The following is a 13419-nucleotide window of genomic DNA, read 5'->3' on the forward strand; positions in this document are numbered from 1 at the left end:
TAGAGTTAGAAAAAAGCTTAAAAATTTAGACTAAGGTTAATTTCGAGGGGATGGGCGCAAAACCCCGTATTGAATCATTGTCTCCATAAACAAATATATTGCGCAGTCCCAAAAAAATCAGGTGTTGATATGTTTAATAAAAGTAGAGTTTTTTTTGTTGTAATGCTTTTAACTTCACTCGCTTGGAGTGCTTATTTAGTAACCGTTGTTTCAGAAGGTCAGACTACGAAAAGTTGGCCTATGGTTGAGGGTACTGTTATTTCTAGTAATGGACTACGTATACAACATAACCAAGAGCGCTATATTTTAGAAGTTGAATACTCTTATATGGTTGATGAAAAGCTATTTGTTGGAAATCGAGTATCAAACGTCAACTCTATGCTTGATAGAGCGGAGCGAGATTTACAACTTAAAAAATATCAAACGAGGGATAAAGTTAATGTTTATTATAATCCTCAGTAGCCTAGTAAATCCTACCTAATGGTTGGTGTAGGCTACGGTATTTATCTTTTGTTGTTTGTGTGTATAGCTATGGTATTTTTCTCAGTTGTGAATTTAAGAACGTTATTAAAAAACTGATTTTAAAAAGGCTCTTAGCAGAAGCAGAAAATTAATTGGGTTAGGTTTTTCTTATTGCCTTTGGTTGGTTGCTGCTAATATTGAGGTGTTAACTAATACAAATCAATAGGTTATGATATTTTTTGGCCTCGCAGTTTAGAGTGTACGGATGCGTTATAGAGCAATCCTCCCGGAAAGTTAATAGAATCCAAATATGAAAAAATTTATATCTATGTCTAGATTGTTAGTTTTAATGGTTGTGGTCTTTTCTGTAAAAGCAGTTCCCTTACAGGAAAGTATAGAATGTAAAAAAGTATCATGGGGTCCACTGTTTAAGAATCAAAATGATTTGGTTGGAACTAAAGTGTGCTTAGTTGGACATTATGGGCACCTTAGTTTTTATGAAGATCGTGCAGCTCTAGAAAAAATGTCAAAGCAATACTTAGTATTCCCATTTTACGGTGATGTAACTGAGGGGGTTGTTAAGCGTTGTAGCAATAGAATGCTTTTAGTGGAGGGATTTATTGCCAGTCATGAAAAAAGTAAAGCACCACGAATTAGAAAAGTAACTAGGTTAAGCCCGCTCTCGGCCCCTGAATATAGCTGTTTAGACCAAATATCAGGTTTTGTGAATTAAAGCGTGCTATTGGGTGACGCCAATTATTTGACTGGTCAGCTATAAGTAGATGCTAGGTTTAGGTGGCTGTGCTAAAATCGCCGCGTTTTAAATTATCAGGGCTTTGAAATGGCAAGTACAGCGCACGCACTCCACATATTGGTTAAACACAAAGAAATAGCAGAAGACATTATTAAGCAATTAGGTAAAGGTGCCAAATTTCAAACCTTAGCTAAAAAATACTCGTCGTGCCCATCAGGTAAAAAAGGCGGTGACCTTGGCGAATTTAGACGCGGGCAAATGGTTCCGCAGTTTGACAAAATAGCCTTTAATGGCGCTATTTTAGAGCCACATTTAGTTAAAACTAAATTTGGCTGGCATGTAATTAAAGTGCTTTATCGTACTTAATAAGCTCGCTGTCAAATACTAAAAAGGCTGCACACTGCAGCCTTTAAGATATAACCTTACCCGATTATTAATTATCCAAATTAAACTCAATTGTCATTTCTAAGTTTTTATCAGGTACAGCAACACCATTAACAACTTTAGGTGAGTATTGCCATTTAGATAGGGCACGTTTGGCTTCGCTATTAAACACTTGTTCAGGTTTAGCGTTAATAACTTTAATATTATTTGGGCGCCCATAACTATCTACATCATAAGACATGGTAACAAAACCTTCTGTTTTGTTACGTACCTCTGCAACAGGGTATTTAGGGGGAACTGTTGATTTTACTGTTGCGGTAGGACTGTCTTGAAGTGGAGTTGTAGTACAGCCAGTAATGATTAGAGCGGCAATTATAGACAGTAAGTATTTCATTTTAATTCCTTTTATTATTTAGTTAGTCCCCTTTTTTACACTAAAATACCAGTCATGTAAAATAATCCGCTTAGTTATCAAGCCCATTATTTAACCTGAATTAAGGTTATTTAATAAACATCCAGATACCCGCCGCAATCATAAACAGGTTTTCGGTCAGAGAGACAAACCCCAGCGGTACATTACTATCTCCGCCAACACAGGCACATTTAAGCTCTCGTTTGTCTATGTAAACAGCCTTAATCACCGACACGGCGCCAACACCCCCAATAAATAAAGAAATTGGTGCAACAATATAAGCTGAAAGCCCTGCAATCATGCCAATACTTACAAATGCTTCTAAAAATGGATACACATAAGCATATCTCACTACTTTCATCGCAAATAAATCATAGGTTATAAAAGAATTACTAAAGCTGTATAAGTCGCGTAATTTTTGAATAGCCAGTACGCCCATTGTTAACGCGACAAACAGCATAACTGTATGCATAGAAAAAAGTGCAAAGCCAGTCGAGTAGCTAAATGCAAAGGCAAGCAATAGTGTAACAGCAAAAATGGCCGTTACGGGAGTATAAGTTGTCCCCTGTTGGCCTGCTTCAGATTTGTTAAAATAACTACGTAGCTCATCGTAGCCACCTATGCGTTCGTTGTCTATAAAGGTTTGCGGCGTTGTTTTTACATCGTGCTTATTTTTAAATGCATCGGTTTCTTCGCGAGAGGTTAATAGATTATCATCAAGCTCATAACCTTTTCGTTTAAGTAGATCTTTAGATTTTAAACCAAACGGACATATATGTTCATCGGTTGCCATTCTATATAATGTTGCTGACTTAGCCATGTGTACTCCTTACTTTAAATAGTTAATTTATTTGTGCAGACAGTACAAATGTAGGTTTCAACATTGTTGGTCGCTTAGAAAAAAGGGTCTAAATAAATGTAATTTTTACCTATCATTCGCACAAAATTATCTCACAGAGCATGTAATAATTTTCTTTGCTAATAATGCACTTATAATGCCAGTGTAAAAATCTATTCGTATAATGTTAATTGTGGCAAAGGAACAAATAGTAGATGTGTTCCTATATTAGAAATTAACCATAAGCAATATCAACTACCTATTATTATGAAAAATACAGTCACGTTAATAAAATCTAAAGGTGTAGGGATAGGAGCTATCGCTATATTAGCAGGGCTCGTTTTAGCGTTAGGGGAGCTTACTAGTCTATTCACTCATTTACCAACATACGAAGGTGGCTTTAACAAAGTTGCAGGGGGGAGATGATACTGCCATTTAGCTGCTTAGCCAGTTTGTATATAGTTTATAAATATTTTCGATTGGTTAGGGTTATTAAAATAAACTTAATAACAGAGCAGGTAACAATAAATAATAAACCCCTCATAGGCTTTTTAGAAATATCGATTAAGACTTTCGAAAATACGCATCGCTGCGCGTTAATAATTAAAAATACTGAGGAGGAAATACTCAAGTCAGGGGCGCTCTATTACTGCGCTAGTAAGGATTGCTTAATCAACTACAGCGGCGAATATTTGCATATTCCAGTTGAGAACCAATAGGGCTAAAATGTGCAGCCTTATTTAGTTTTAAATTTGTCTTGTCCTGAAATGTGTAAACAGATTTCAGGACAAGACACTTTGAAAGAGATTGGTGACTATTTTCAATTGCACTATTCTCGTGTAAGTAAAATAGTGTCAAAAAGAAAGGCCTGACCACCCTATTTACACAAGCCTTGAGCAACACTTTGCAAGCATTTGATAGTTATTCTGTTAACATTGAATTTCGTAAAGTGCAACAGAAGTTTCAAACTGGCAGTAGTTTAAAACCAACGTTTGACGTGACAAATTACACCATTGGAAGTATCAAGTTATGAGCCAATTAAAATACCACAATGACCACTATAAATTAGTGAACTTGCAAAATGCCTTTCATATTCATTTAGATACTTATAACAATAGGTGGCAGCGTTATCTCGAGCTAGAGCCCGCGATTTATGAGGAGCCGCAGGCACGGTTAAACTCTGACGCAATGGATTGTATAAGTCTAAGCTTTCATGCACAAAATGCAGAAAAAAGGCTTGAGGGCGTGCCTATTATGCGCTTTGGCCTAGACTTATTGCATGCGCATTATAATTTAGTGTCAAACCCTGGGCAGCGCCATATTTTTACTTTAAAAGGTCACGTATTTCGCTTAGAAGGTCATTCTGAACATCGCTTGATCATGGTTGATGATTGGTTACTGCAATTAAGTTTAGCCCTGTGTTTAAGAGATGCTGATGCGACTGAACTAATCTGTCGATGCGAAGAAAATTGGCTTGAGTACCCTGACGTCCTTGACTTCGCACTCCTAAATTTTGTGCGAAATATATTTGTACAAGACGCAGACCAAACAGTGTTATTACGCGAGGTAATGGAAAAATCAGGCCCTGAGCATGTTGATGAATTTAGAGCGCCTTATGTGAACATGCTTTTCTTGCCTTATTTGGATGTGTGGGTAGCGCTTTTATCAAACGATGAAGCTCATTATAAACGGGCAATCTACAAGGCTATTGAATTACATTTTACATTTTACAATGACCCACCTGAGGGCGCAGTTACGTGGGCAGGCGATGTAGCTCTGCTAATAAGCGCAGTGGCTAGCCTTGCCTATGATAAACATGGTTGGCAAGTGCCCGACACCCCTTACCTGCCAAAGTGGCTAATTTATAAAGAGTTTGAAAATGCTTAAATTAGCCTTGTTTGGCTACGAGGCTGCATATTGCAGCCTTTAATTTTGCTAGCTAACTAAACTTCTTGCTTAGCCTCTTCTTCACTAATTTGTTTTAGTGCTTGAATAAATGAGTCGCTTGGTTGTCCGCCACTGATTGCATATTTATCGTTGATAATAAATGTAGGGACTGAAGTAATACCGAGTTGCTTAAAGCGGTCTTGCTCTTGGCGTACTGTTTGAACGTATTTATCTGAGTGTAAAATACTACGCGCCTGTTCTTTATCAAGGCCAACACTTTCTACTACATCAAGCAGTGCCTCTTCTTGATTTAAGTATTTTAAATCGGTGAAGTGTGCTTCAAACATGGCAAGCTTTAATTCGGTTTGCTTATCTTCTTCACGAGCCCAAGTAAGTAGGCGGTGTAAATCAAAGCTGTTGATCATGATGCGCTCACCATCAAAATTAAAGGTAAACCCGGCACGCTGGCCTGCTTCGAACATGTTTTTACGATTTTCATCGCCTTGCTCTTCGCTTAGGTTGTACTTTTGCATTAGGTGCTCATTTAAATTTTGACCTTCAAGCGGCATGTCAGGATTTAGCTCAAAAGGATGCCACGTAATATCTGCACTCATCTCGTCTTTAAGTTGGCCAAGCGCTGTTTCTAGGTTTTTGTAACCTATTACGCACCATGGGCACATTACGTCTGACACGATATCAATTTTAAAGTTTTTCATATTCATCCTTTTGCGGATTGCTTTGGTATAACAAACGATATTGGGATGAAGTATGCATTATCAATCCTCAAACTAAAAAGAGCAGCTAATTGCTGCTCTTTATAAAGGGTTTAAGCGTTCAGCCCAAACGGGTCGTCAATACTATAACTTGGTTGTGTAAACCAATGCGGGCCGTTGTCGGTCATATAAAAGTGATCCTCCAAACGTACACCAAATTCATCAGGTATTACTAGCATTGGCTCGTTACTAAAACACATGCCAGGTGCAAGTGGGGTTTTGTCTCCACCGACTAAATAAGGCCATTCGTGAATATCTAAGCCAATACCATGGCCCGTACGATGCGGGCAGCCCGGTGTTTGGTACTGTGGCCCCAATCCTTGAGCCGCTAAATAGTGACGAGCGCCGGCATCAACTGCTTCACACGTAGCGCCAATTTTTGCAGCACTAAAGGCGGCGAGTTGCGCTGCTTTTTCATGATCCCAAAACATGCGCTGGCGCACTGTTGGCTCACCAAATACATAGGTGCGGGTTATATCTGAAAGGTAATCATGCACTTTGCAACCGGTATCTATTAATACCATATCGCCTTTTTTAAGCACTTGCGCATCTTTAACGCCATGTGGAAATGAGGTCGCCACACCAAATAAAACAATACAAAAATAGTTACCGGGGGCACCTACTTTTTGATGCGCTTTTTTAATGAAGGCTTCTACCTCTGTGGTGGTAATACCTTCGTAAAGCATGCTTGCAGTTGCTTGATGTACAGCTAAAGTCATATCCATTGCGCATTGCATAAGCGCTAATTCGTTTACCGACTTATGCATGCGGCAATGTGCAGTAACGCTCTGTGCATTAACTATATTTAGGCCTTTTTGCGCTTTGTTAATACCGTCGAATATAAAAAATTGGGCACTTTCATCAATGCCTATTGTGGCATTGTCATTAATGTTGAGCTGCTTGAGTACACTTACAAATAACGCATATGGACTTTCGTGTTCTTGCCATCCATGAATGGGGCCTTCAATCACTTTAAAGCCGTTTAGGGTGCCAATTTCAAAATAAGGGGCTATGTATTGTACATCGCCTATAGCGGGTAAAATGGCGCCAACCATGCGCTCACTTGCATACCATTTCATACCTGTGAAGTAAGTGAGGTTTGTACCTGCATTTAAATAAATTGCATCAATATTATTTGCTTGCATATAAGCTTGTGCTTTTGCAATGCGCTGTAAATATTCATCTGTTTGAATAGGGGTTACATCGGCGGTCATGTTGCTTAATCCCGCTAATGCTTGCTCGCTTGTGTGTGTACCAACGCCTAGTGTGGCCATAAAAGTCTCCTTGGTTTCAATACCAAGCTGCATAAATTCTTGAGCAATTTAACAAATTAAATTTCACTAAAATGTTAAAAAGCCCCAATAAGCAGATTGGTGTTAGGCATTGTGTTTAATGTAAAAGCATAATTCAATATTATGCGACAACATGCATGCTAAGGTTTTTTAGCGTAAGGTAAACGCGATAATTTATTGCTAGTGTGGTAACTATCAAGCCCTGTTACAGCCACTGTTTCAATGGCTTGTAAATCTAAAAAGCCATCACTTTGCAGCGCCGCTTCATCTAAATACACATCGGTAATTTCACCTATAACCAGCTCGGTGCCATTAACGGCTAAGTGTTGGTGCTCAACGTATTTTACAGAGTATTTTAATCGCGACTCTTGCACAAACGGGGCTGTAAATTCATTTAGGTATTCTGGCGTTAAACCTGTCGCGTCAAACTCTGACTCGCCTTTATCGTAGCGAGCTGATGTTTGATGAGCTTGCTTATATATGGCCTTATTAACTTGGTTAATGGTGTAACAGCCGGTTTCTATGATGTTTTCAAACGTATGTCGAGGCACGCTATTAGGGCGCATTATCATGCCAACTAATGGCGGGTGAGCCCCTAAATGAATAACCGAGCTAACAATAGCTACATTTGTATTGCCTTGCTTGTCTTGCGTGCCAATTAAGTTGGCGCTTTTAAAACCCGAAAGTGAATTAATTAAATGAGTACGAGTGTGTTTTTCAAGTGCGTTTATGCGCTCTTTAGTAAAATGCATTAAAGGTCCTTACCAGGGTATGGCTTCGCCTTGCCAATCTAAATAGGCGGGCTCACCGTTAAGTTCTAAATGAGGGTTATTAAACGTAAATGTAAAAAGCTGTTTAGCTACAAATTCAGCGCTAAAAAGCTTATCCGCAGGTACGTTTTTTTGAAATGGTTTTGAAAGCGCAGTATCGGTAGTGCCCGGATGAAATAACACCAGTTTAGTATTTTTAGCTCGGCGCGCCAGTTCTACCGCTGCGGTTTTAAATAGCATGTTTAAGGCCGCTTTAGATGCGCGGTATGTATACCAACCACCTAATTTATTATCGTTAATACTGCCCACACGCGCACTGAGCGCCGTTATAGTGCACTGCGTTTTATGTGTTAACAGCGGTAAAATGCTCTGCAAGCACAGTAAGGGAGTGAGTGTGTTGGAATTAAATAATTCATTAAAATAGTCTGCGTTTAGCTCTTCTAGCTTTTTTTCTGGCATGTGGTTTTTATTGTGCAATGTGCCATTAAACATAACGACTTGTTGAATATCGGCATTTTGCTCTTTTAAGTAAGTTGTAACCTTGGCTAAGCTTTGCGCTGTGTAATCGCTCTTTATGTAAACAACATTACTATTTGTATCTGCCTTTTTTGAGCTAACACATATAACTTGCACTGTGGGTGCATTTATTTGTAGGTGCTCAATATAAGCTTGTGCTATTGCGCTGCTGGCACCAAATAAAACAATTGTTTTCATTGTTTGTCCTTTGTATTAACAGTGCATTGGCCGTTTAAACAGGAGGCGTTTGGCATGAGCAAACGGCTTATTTTTTGTCTGTGTTTTGCAAAAAACATATAGGCGGCATCAGCGAAGTAGCGAATTATTGGCAAGCGAAAAATTTTCAACCAGCGGTATTTGCCTACTGTTTTCCACGCTTGATAAGTAACATCTAAGCCGTAAATCATCTCCCCAGTTGGTAACTGTGCATGCAATATAGCCATGGCCTTGTTTTTATTAACACTTGGATAACGTGCGCTAAAATCGTGGCTATTAAGGTCTTCTAAAACAATTTTATGTTTAGTATCAGCATCTTTAAGGTGCTGCATTTCGGTATTGCAAAGCGGGCAGCTGGCGTCGTAAAAAATGATCATAAAAGCCGTTTTCTAATAATTTACATATAGCTAATTACGATTCACCATTGCAAATGGATCTATTAAATCTGCGCTCATGATGATATTAATAGCATTCCATGAAACAAAGGAGACTGAGAAATGAGTGAACAATATGCCGCCTTGCGAGGTAATGTTAATTTACTTGGGCAGCTACTAGGACAAACTATTAAAGATGCCCAAGGCCAAGCGATTTTAGATAAAGTAGAGGAAATTCGTGCTTTATCAAAGTCATCTCGCAGTGGTAATGAAGACGACAGACAAGCGCTAATTGAGGTACTACATGCGCTTAGTGATGAAGAGCTTTTACCGGTTGCCCGTTCATTTAATCATTTTTTAAATTTAGCTAATGTAGCAGAGCAGTTCCACACTGTTTCGCGTTTTAATGATGTTGGTTTTTGCCAACTAAACCCTCTCACTCAAACATTAAAAACGTTAACTGCAAAAGCAAAAGAAGGCCAATTAGATAGTAATCATCTGGCCGAAACACTCTCAAAACTCCACATAAACTTAGTATTAACCGCTCACCCAACCGAGGTGACGCGCCGTACAATTATTAATAAGCACGTAGAATTAAGTGATTGTTTAGCCTCGCTTGAGCGCAAAGACAATTTACCACAAGAGCGTGAAGCTATTTTAAACCGTATCGCTCAGCTTATCAGCCAAGCATGGCACACCGATGATATTCGTCGTTCTCGCCCAAGCCCAGTTGATGAAGCTAAATGGGGATACGCTGTTATTGAAAACAGCTTATGGCATGCTGTGCCACGTTTTTTACGTGAGTTTTCAGATCAAGTTAAAGAGCATTTAAGTTTAGAGCTTCCGATTGATTACAGCCCCATTGAGTTTACCTCTTGGATGGGCGGAGACCGTGACGGTAACCCATTTGTAACCGCACAGGTAACACAGCAAGTACTTGACCATGGTCGTTGGATGGCGCTTGATTTATACAGCCGTGATATTAACACGCTAAGCGCAGAGCTGAGCATGTCAGATGCAAGCGATGAGCTAATTGAGCTGGCAGGACAAGACTTTGAACCTTATCGCGCTGTACTTAAAAAGCTTAAAAACCAAGTCTCTGAAACAGTGGTTCATTTAGGTGCAAAAATTAAGAATAAGCGCAGCGATTCAGAAGACTTAATCACTGATATAAATCAAATCAAGCACCCAGTAGAGGTGTGCTATCGCTCTTTATTAAAGTGCAACATGAAAGTTGTCGCCGATGGTTTATTACTTGATTTACTGCACCGTATAAATAGCTTTGGCCTGCGTTTGGCAAAACTTGATGTACGCCAAGATTCAGACCGCCACAGCGATGTGTTTTCTGAGCTTACACGCCACCTAGGCTTAGGCGATTACAACCAATGGCAAGAGCAAGACAAACAAGCATTTTTGCTTACCGAGCTTAACTCACGCCGCCCGCTTATTCCTAAAAACTGGCAACCAAGTTCAGAGGTGCAAGAAGTGCTCGACACCTTTGATGTAATAGCTAAGCAAGATGAAAAAACATTTGGCTTGTATATTATTTCAATGGCGCGTACCGCCTCTGACATTTTAGCTGTACAACTGCTTTTAAAAGAAAGTGGCTGTCAGTTTGATTTACCAGTAGCGCCTTTGTTTGAAACGCTTGACGATTTAAACGCTGGTAGTGATGTAATTACCACGTTGCTTGATAACGTTTGGTACCGCGGGCATATTAAAAATACCCAAAATGTCATGATTGGTTATTCTGATTCAGCTAAAGATGCCGGCATGATGGCCGCAGGCTGGGCACAGTACGAAGCAATGGATAAACTAGTGCAGCTTGCCGATAAGCGCGGTATTGAACTTGTTTTATTCCATGGTCGTGGTGGTACGGTAGGGCGCGGTGGGGCACCTGCTGCACAAGCATTGCATTCACAACCGCCTGGTTCATTAAAAGGTGGCTTGCGAGTAACTGAGCAAGGCGAAATGATCCGCTTTAAGTTTGGTTTACCCGATGTAGCACTGCAAAGTTTAAACATTTACGCGGGTGCCGTACTGCAAAGTAACTTATTACCACCGCCAGAGCCTAAGCAAGAATGGCGTGAAGTGATGAAGTTGATAAGCGAGCAGTCGTGCGAGCACTACCGTAATGTGGTTCGCCATGATGAAAACTTTGTTCCTTACTTTAGAATGGCAACGCCTGAGCTAGAGCTGTCTAAATTACCATTGGGCTCGCGTCCTGCGAAACGTAACCCAAATGGTGGGGTTGAGAGCTTACGTGCTATTCCATGGATTTTTGCATGGAGCCAAAACCGTTTAATGTTACCTGCATGGCTTGGTGCATTAACAGGCTTAAAAGCGGCACTTGATAAATACGGCATAGAAACACTGCACGAAATGAGCCTGAAATGGCCATTTTTCAGAGCACGTCTTGAAATGCTAGAAATGGTATTTAGTAAAGCCGATAGCTGGTTAAGTGAGCATTACGATAACGCGCTGGTGGAAGATATGTACAAACCATTAGGTATCTCGTTACGTAAAGAGCTAGAAGAAGCAATTAGCTTAGTGCAATCGCTTAGCCCACAAAATAGCTTATTGGCAGATCAACCATGGATAAAAGAGTCGATTGCGCTGCGTAATCCGTACACCGATCCGCTTAATGTACTGCAAGTTGAGCTGCTGCGCCGTTCGCGCTCAAGCGATAAAGTAAGTGAAGGTGATATTGATAATGCATTAATGATCACTATGACAGGTATTGCTGCAGGTATGCGCAATACTGGTTAGTCTACTTTAACTAAAAAACAGGGGAGCACAGTGTGCTCCCTTTTTTTGCTGGCATTTAGGCGCCTAACCTTTTAAACTACTTAGCCATTAAATAATTATAATATGTTATGGCATCAGCAACTTTTACTGTGCAACAAGACACAGCACTCACAAATTCACATATCTCACTAAGCGTTACGCAAACTCAAGCATTACGCAGCCAATTAAAAGCCCAGCGCGGTATTTTACATCCTAACGATATTAGCCAATTATGCGCGCAACTTAATGTATCTGATGACGCGTTATTACAAGGTTTAGTGCCTCTAGCGTCTGAATTTTCGGTGGCTCCTGTTTCTCATTTTCATGTGGGAGCTATTGTTAAAGCTCTTGATGAGCAAGGTGATATAAATTTTTATTTTGGTGCTAATGTCGAGTTTGATCACCAAGCGCTTAGTTTAGTCGTGCATGCAGAGCAGTCGGCGATTAACAATGCGTGGTTAAATGGCGCAAAAAAAATACTAAAAATAGCAATTAGCGATGCCCCATGTGGCTATTGCAGGCAGTTTATGAACGAAATGGCTGATGCAAAAGAGTTTGATATTTTACTACCAGATCAGCACTTTAAATTAGCTGATTTATTACCGCATTCATTTGGCCCCACTGATTTAGGCAACGATTTTAGCCTGTTTAACCCAAAACAGCAGCAACACACATTTGCAGATACAGCCCTTGATGAAAAACTAGCAGCCATGGCGCTAATGGCCTACGTACCTTATAGTAACAACTTTAGCGCAGTTAAAATAAGCACCTTTAATAATGGTGACTTTTACGGCAGTTACGCAGAAAACGCGGCTTACAGCCCAAGCCTTTCGCCACTTCAAAGTGCGCTTAGTCAATTGTTTTTAGCGGGTCTTAGCTTTAACGATAAAACGATTAAAGCAATTACACTGTTAGAAACCCAAGGTCATGAAAACCAAGGGGGAGTAGCACGTGCGGTACTTGCAAGCTTTAGCAATTTGCCAGAAATAGAAGTGATTAGCGCAAAGCTAAGGTAACCAGAGTTCAGGGTAAGCTAAAAACAATAAAGCACAGCAATTGCTGTGCTTTATGCGTTTTATTAAAGCGCTAAAAAGGCATTAGCCTAATAGTACTTTTGCAGCTTCTAATACCACAGACACTGATTTTTTCTCAATTTCACCGTGATCAACATTTGGAATTTCTTGGCGAGTTCGGTTAACCAATACACCGGCAACACACGCCGCTTTAAGGCCTAGCGCTGCACACATGGTAAATAAGGTAGCAGACTCCATTTCGTAGTTCATCACGCCTAGGTTTTGCCACTCTTCACAGCTACCTTGTAATGACTTAGGTACATAACCCGAGTGCGTATCGTAACGCTCTTGCCCTGGGTAGAATGTATCGCTTGAGGCAGTAATACCAATGTGGAAGTCGATATCTAGGTTTTTACACGCTTGCACCATAGCTTGAGTGGCAAAAAAGTCAGATACCGCAGGGTAGCTAAGTGGTGCAAAGTGTTGGCTTGCGCCATCTAAACGCACAGACGCTTGGCTTACTAAAATATCACCTTCATTAATATGTGGCTGAATTGCCCCAGTAGTACCAATGCGTAAGAAAGTACGTACGCCAAGCTGTGCCAGCTCCTCTACAGCAATAGAGGTTGAAGGGCCGCCAATACCGGTTGAACAAATCACCACAGAGTGACCATTTAACTGGCCTAAATAAACATGAAACTCACGTGTTTGAGCAAGGCAGGTTGGGTTGTCTAGGAATTGAGAAATGCGTGCAGCACGATCTGGGTCACCAGGGACAATAGCAAGTTCAGCCCCTTTTAAATCGTCAATACATAATCCTAAGTGAAATACCTTTTCCATAACTAAGCCTTTTTATAAAAATTTGTTGTCAATCTAGCATCATTACGGCAAATGTAAACTAAGTACAGGACGTATGTCCGATGTTGAAAAATACTTATAAA

The 13419-nt window shown here is 40.1% G+C and carries 14 protein-coding genes; 6 read left to right on the forward strand and 8 right to left on the reverse strand.

Annotation, left to right across the window (positions count from 1 at the left end):
* The first annotated feature begins 129 nt into the window (after window positions 1-129).
* From B2R65_RS03775 to B2R65_RS03785, 3 genes are all read left to right on the forward strand, one after another.
* Complete coding sequence (locus B2R65_RS03775) at window positions 130-462, forward strand: DUF3592 domain-containing protein (protein ID WP_286741225.1); 333 nt, start codon at window positions 130-132, stop codon at window positions 460-462.
* A 310-nt stretch (window positions 463-772) separates the two neighbouring features.
* Window positions 773-1195: a hypothetical protein gene (locus tag B2R65_RS03780; protein WP_286741227.1), complete on the forward strand. Its 423-nt coding sequence runs from the start codon at window positions 773-775 to the stop codon at window positions 1193-1195.
* 108 nt (window positions 1196-1303) lie between these two features.
* Window positions 1304-1582: a peptidylprolyl isomerase gene (locus B2R65_RS03785; RefSeq protein ID WP_004588770.1), complete on the forward strand. Its 279-nt coding sequence runs from the start codon at window positions 1304-1306 to the stop codon at window positions 1580-1582.
* 67 nt (window positions 1583-1649) lie between these two features.
* Here B2R65_RS03785 and B2R65_RS03790 read toward each other — a convergent pair whose 3' ends face one another.
* Both B2R65_RS03790 and B2R65_RS03795 read right to left on the reverse strand, forming a co-directional pair.
* Window positions 1650-1994, reverse strand: coding sequence for a TonB family protein (locus B2R65_RS03790; protein ID WP_029771693.1), 345 nt, complete (start codon window positions 1992-1994; stop codon window positions 1650-1652).
* Between the two features lie 106 nt (window positions 1995-2100).
* Entirely contained in the window at window positions 2101-2832 is a 732-nt protein-coding gene (locus B2R65_RS03795) for a MauE/DoxX family redox-associated membrane protein (protein ID WP_286741238.1), read from the reverse strand.
* A 1047-nt stretch (window positions 2833-3879) separates the two neighbouring features.
* Between B2R65_RS03795 and B2R65_RS03800 the strand changes: the two genes are divergently transcribed.
* Window positions 3880-4737: an immunity 49 family protein gene (locus tag B2R65_RS03800; protein WP_286741240.1), complete on the forward strand. Its 858-nt coding sequence runs from the start codon at window positions 3880-3882 to the stop codon at window positions 4735-4737.
* Window positions 4738-4793: 56 nt separating this feature from the next.
* Here B2R65_RS03800 and B2R65_RS03805 read toward each other — a convergent pair whose 3' ends face one another.
* The 5 genes from B2R65_RS03805 to B2R65_RS03825 all read right to left on the reverse strand — a co-directional run bounded on the left by B2R65_RS03805 (window position 4794) and on the right by B2R65_RS03825 (window position 8681).
* Complete coding sequence (locus B2R65_RS03805; RefSeq protein WP_054981820.1) at window positions 4794-5453, reverse strand: DsbA family oxidoreductase; 660 nt, start codon at window positions 5451-5453, stop codon at window positions 4794-4796.
* 110 nt (window positions 5454-5563) lie between these two features.
* Window positions 5564-6784: a M24 family metallopeptidase gene (locus B2R65_RS03810; protein WP_286741243.1), complete on the reverse strand. Its 1221-nt coding sequence runs from the start codon at window positions 6782-6784 to the stop codon at window positions 5564-5566.
* Window positions 6785-6942: 158 nt separating this feature from the next.
* Window positions 6943-7554: a flavin reductase family protein gene (locus tag B2R65_RS03815; protein WP_004588763.1), complete on the reverse strand. Its 612-nt coding sequence runs from the start codon at window positions 7552-7554 to the stop codon at window positions 6943-6945.
* 9 nt (window positions 7555-7563) lie between these two features.
* On the reverse strand, window positions 7564-8286 hold the full coding sequence (locus B2R65_RS03820) for an SDR family NAD(P)-dependent oxidoreductase (RefSeq protein ID WP_248461929.1): 723 nt from the start codon (window positions 8284-8286) through the stop codon (window positions 7564-7566).
* Window positions 8283-8681, reverse strand: coding sequence for a thiol-disulfide oxidoreductase DCC family protein (locus B2R65_RS03825; protein ID WP_024031936.1), 399 nt, complete (start codon window positions 8679-8681; stop codon window positions 8283-8285). The genes B2R65_RS03820 and B2R65_RS03825 overlap by 4 nt, the downstream gene beginning before the upstream one ends.
* A gap of 120 nt (window positions 8682-8801) precedes the next feature.
* On the opposite strand from B2R65_RS03825, the gene ppc reads away from it, so the two are divergent.
* Window positions 8802-11447, forward strand: coding sequence for a phosphoenolpyruvate carboxylase (gene ppc / locus B2R65_RS03830; protein WP_286741246.1), 2646 nt, complete (start codon window positions 8802-8804; stop codon window positions 11445-11447).
* Between the two features lie 107 nt (window positions 11448-11554).
* On the forward strand, window positions 11555-12481 hold the full coding sequence (cdd, locus tag B2R65_RS03835) for a cytidine deaminase (RefSeq protein ID WP_248533169.1): 927 nt from the start codon (window positions 11555-11557) through the stop codon (window positions 12479-12481).
* Window positions 12482-12562: 81 nt separating this feature from the next.
* Here the strand turns inward: cdd and udp are convergent, their stop codons facing one another.
* The gene (gene udp, locus B2R65_RS03840; RefSeq protein ID WP_286741248.1) at window positions 12563-13318 is read right to left on the reverse strand and encodes a uridine phosphorylase; all 756 of its coding nucleotides are present in this window, start codon (window positions 13316-13318) and stop codon (window positions 12563-12565) included.
* Window positions 13319-13419: the final 101 nt, after the last annotated feature.

The sequence above is a fragment of the Pseudoalteromonas sp. UBA2102 genome (genome assembly GCF_002331165.1).
Classification (GTDB): Bacteria; Pseudomonadota; Gammaproteobacteria; order Enterobacterales; family Alteromonadaceae; genus Pseudoalteromonas; species Pseudoalteromonas atlantica.

Excerpts from the sequence above, each read along its gene's own strand:
- B2R65_RS03775 (WP_286741225.1), top strand. The coding sequence starts at position 130 with ATGTTTAATAAAAGTAGAGTTTTTTTTGTTGTAATGCTTTTAACTTCA.
- B2R65_RS03780 (WP_286741227.1), top strand. The coding sequence starts at position 773 with ATGAAAAAATTTATATCTATGTCTAGATTGTTAGTTTTAATGGTTGTG.
- B2R65_RS03785 (WP_004588770.1), top strand. The coding sequence starts at position 1,304 with ATGGCAAGTACAGCGCACGCACTCCACATATTGGTTAAACACAAAGAA.
- B2R65_RS03790 (WP_029771693.1), bottom strand. The coding sequence starts at position 1,994 with ATGAAATACTTACTGTCTATAATTGCCGCTCTAATCATTACTGGCTGT.
- B2R65_RS03795 (WP_286741238.1), bottom strand. The coding sequence starts at position 2,832 with ATGGCTAAGTCAGCAACATTATATAGAATGGCAACCGATGAACATATA.
- B2R65_RS03800 (WP_286741240.1), top strand. The coding sequence starts at position 3,880 with ATGAGCCAATTAAAATACCACAATGACCACTATAAATTAGTGAACTTG.
- B2R65_RS03805 (WP_054981820.1), bottom strand. The coding sequence starts at position 5,453 with ATGAAAAACTTTAAAATTGATATCGTGTCAGACGTAATGTGCCCATGG.
- B2R65_RS03810 (WP_286741243.1), bottom strand. The coding sequence starts at position 6,784 with ATGGCCACACTAGGCGTTGGTACACACACAAGCGAGCAAGCATTAGCG.
- B2R65_RS03815 (WP_004588763.1), bottom strand. The coding sequence starts at position 7,554 with ATGCATTTTACTAAAGAGCGCATAAACGCACTTGAAAAACACACTCGT.
- B2R65_RS03820 (WP_248461929.1), bottom strand. The coding sequence starts at position 8,286 with ATGAAAACAATTGTTTTATTTGGTGCCAGCAGCGCAATAGCACAAGCT.
- B2R65_RS03825 (WP_024031936.1), bottom strand. The coding sequence starts at position 8,681 with ATGATCATTTTTTACGACGCCAGCTGCCCGCTTTGCAATACCGAAATG.
- ppc (WP_286741246.1), top strand. The coding sequence starts at position 8,802 with ATGAGTGAACAATATGCCGCCTTGCGAGGTAATGTTAATTTACTTGGG.
- cdd (WP_248533169.1), top strand. The coding sequence starts at position 11,555 with ATGGCATCAGCAACTTTTACTGTGCAACAAGACACAGCACTCACAAAT.
- udp (WP_286741248.1), bottom strand. The coding sequence starts at position 13,318 with ATGGAAAAGGTATTTCACTTAGGATTATGTATTGACGATTTAAAAGGG.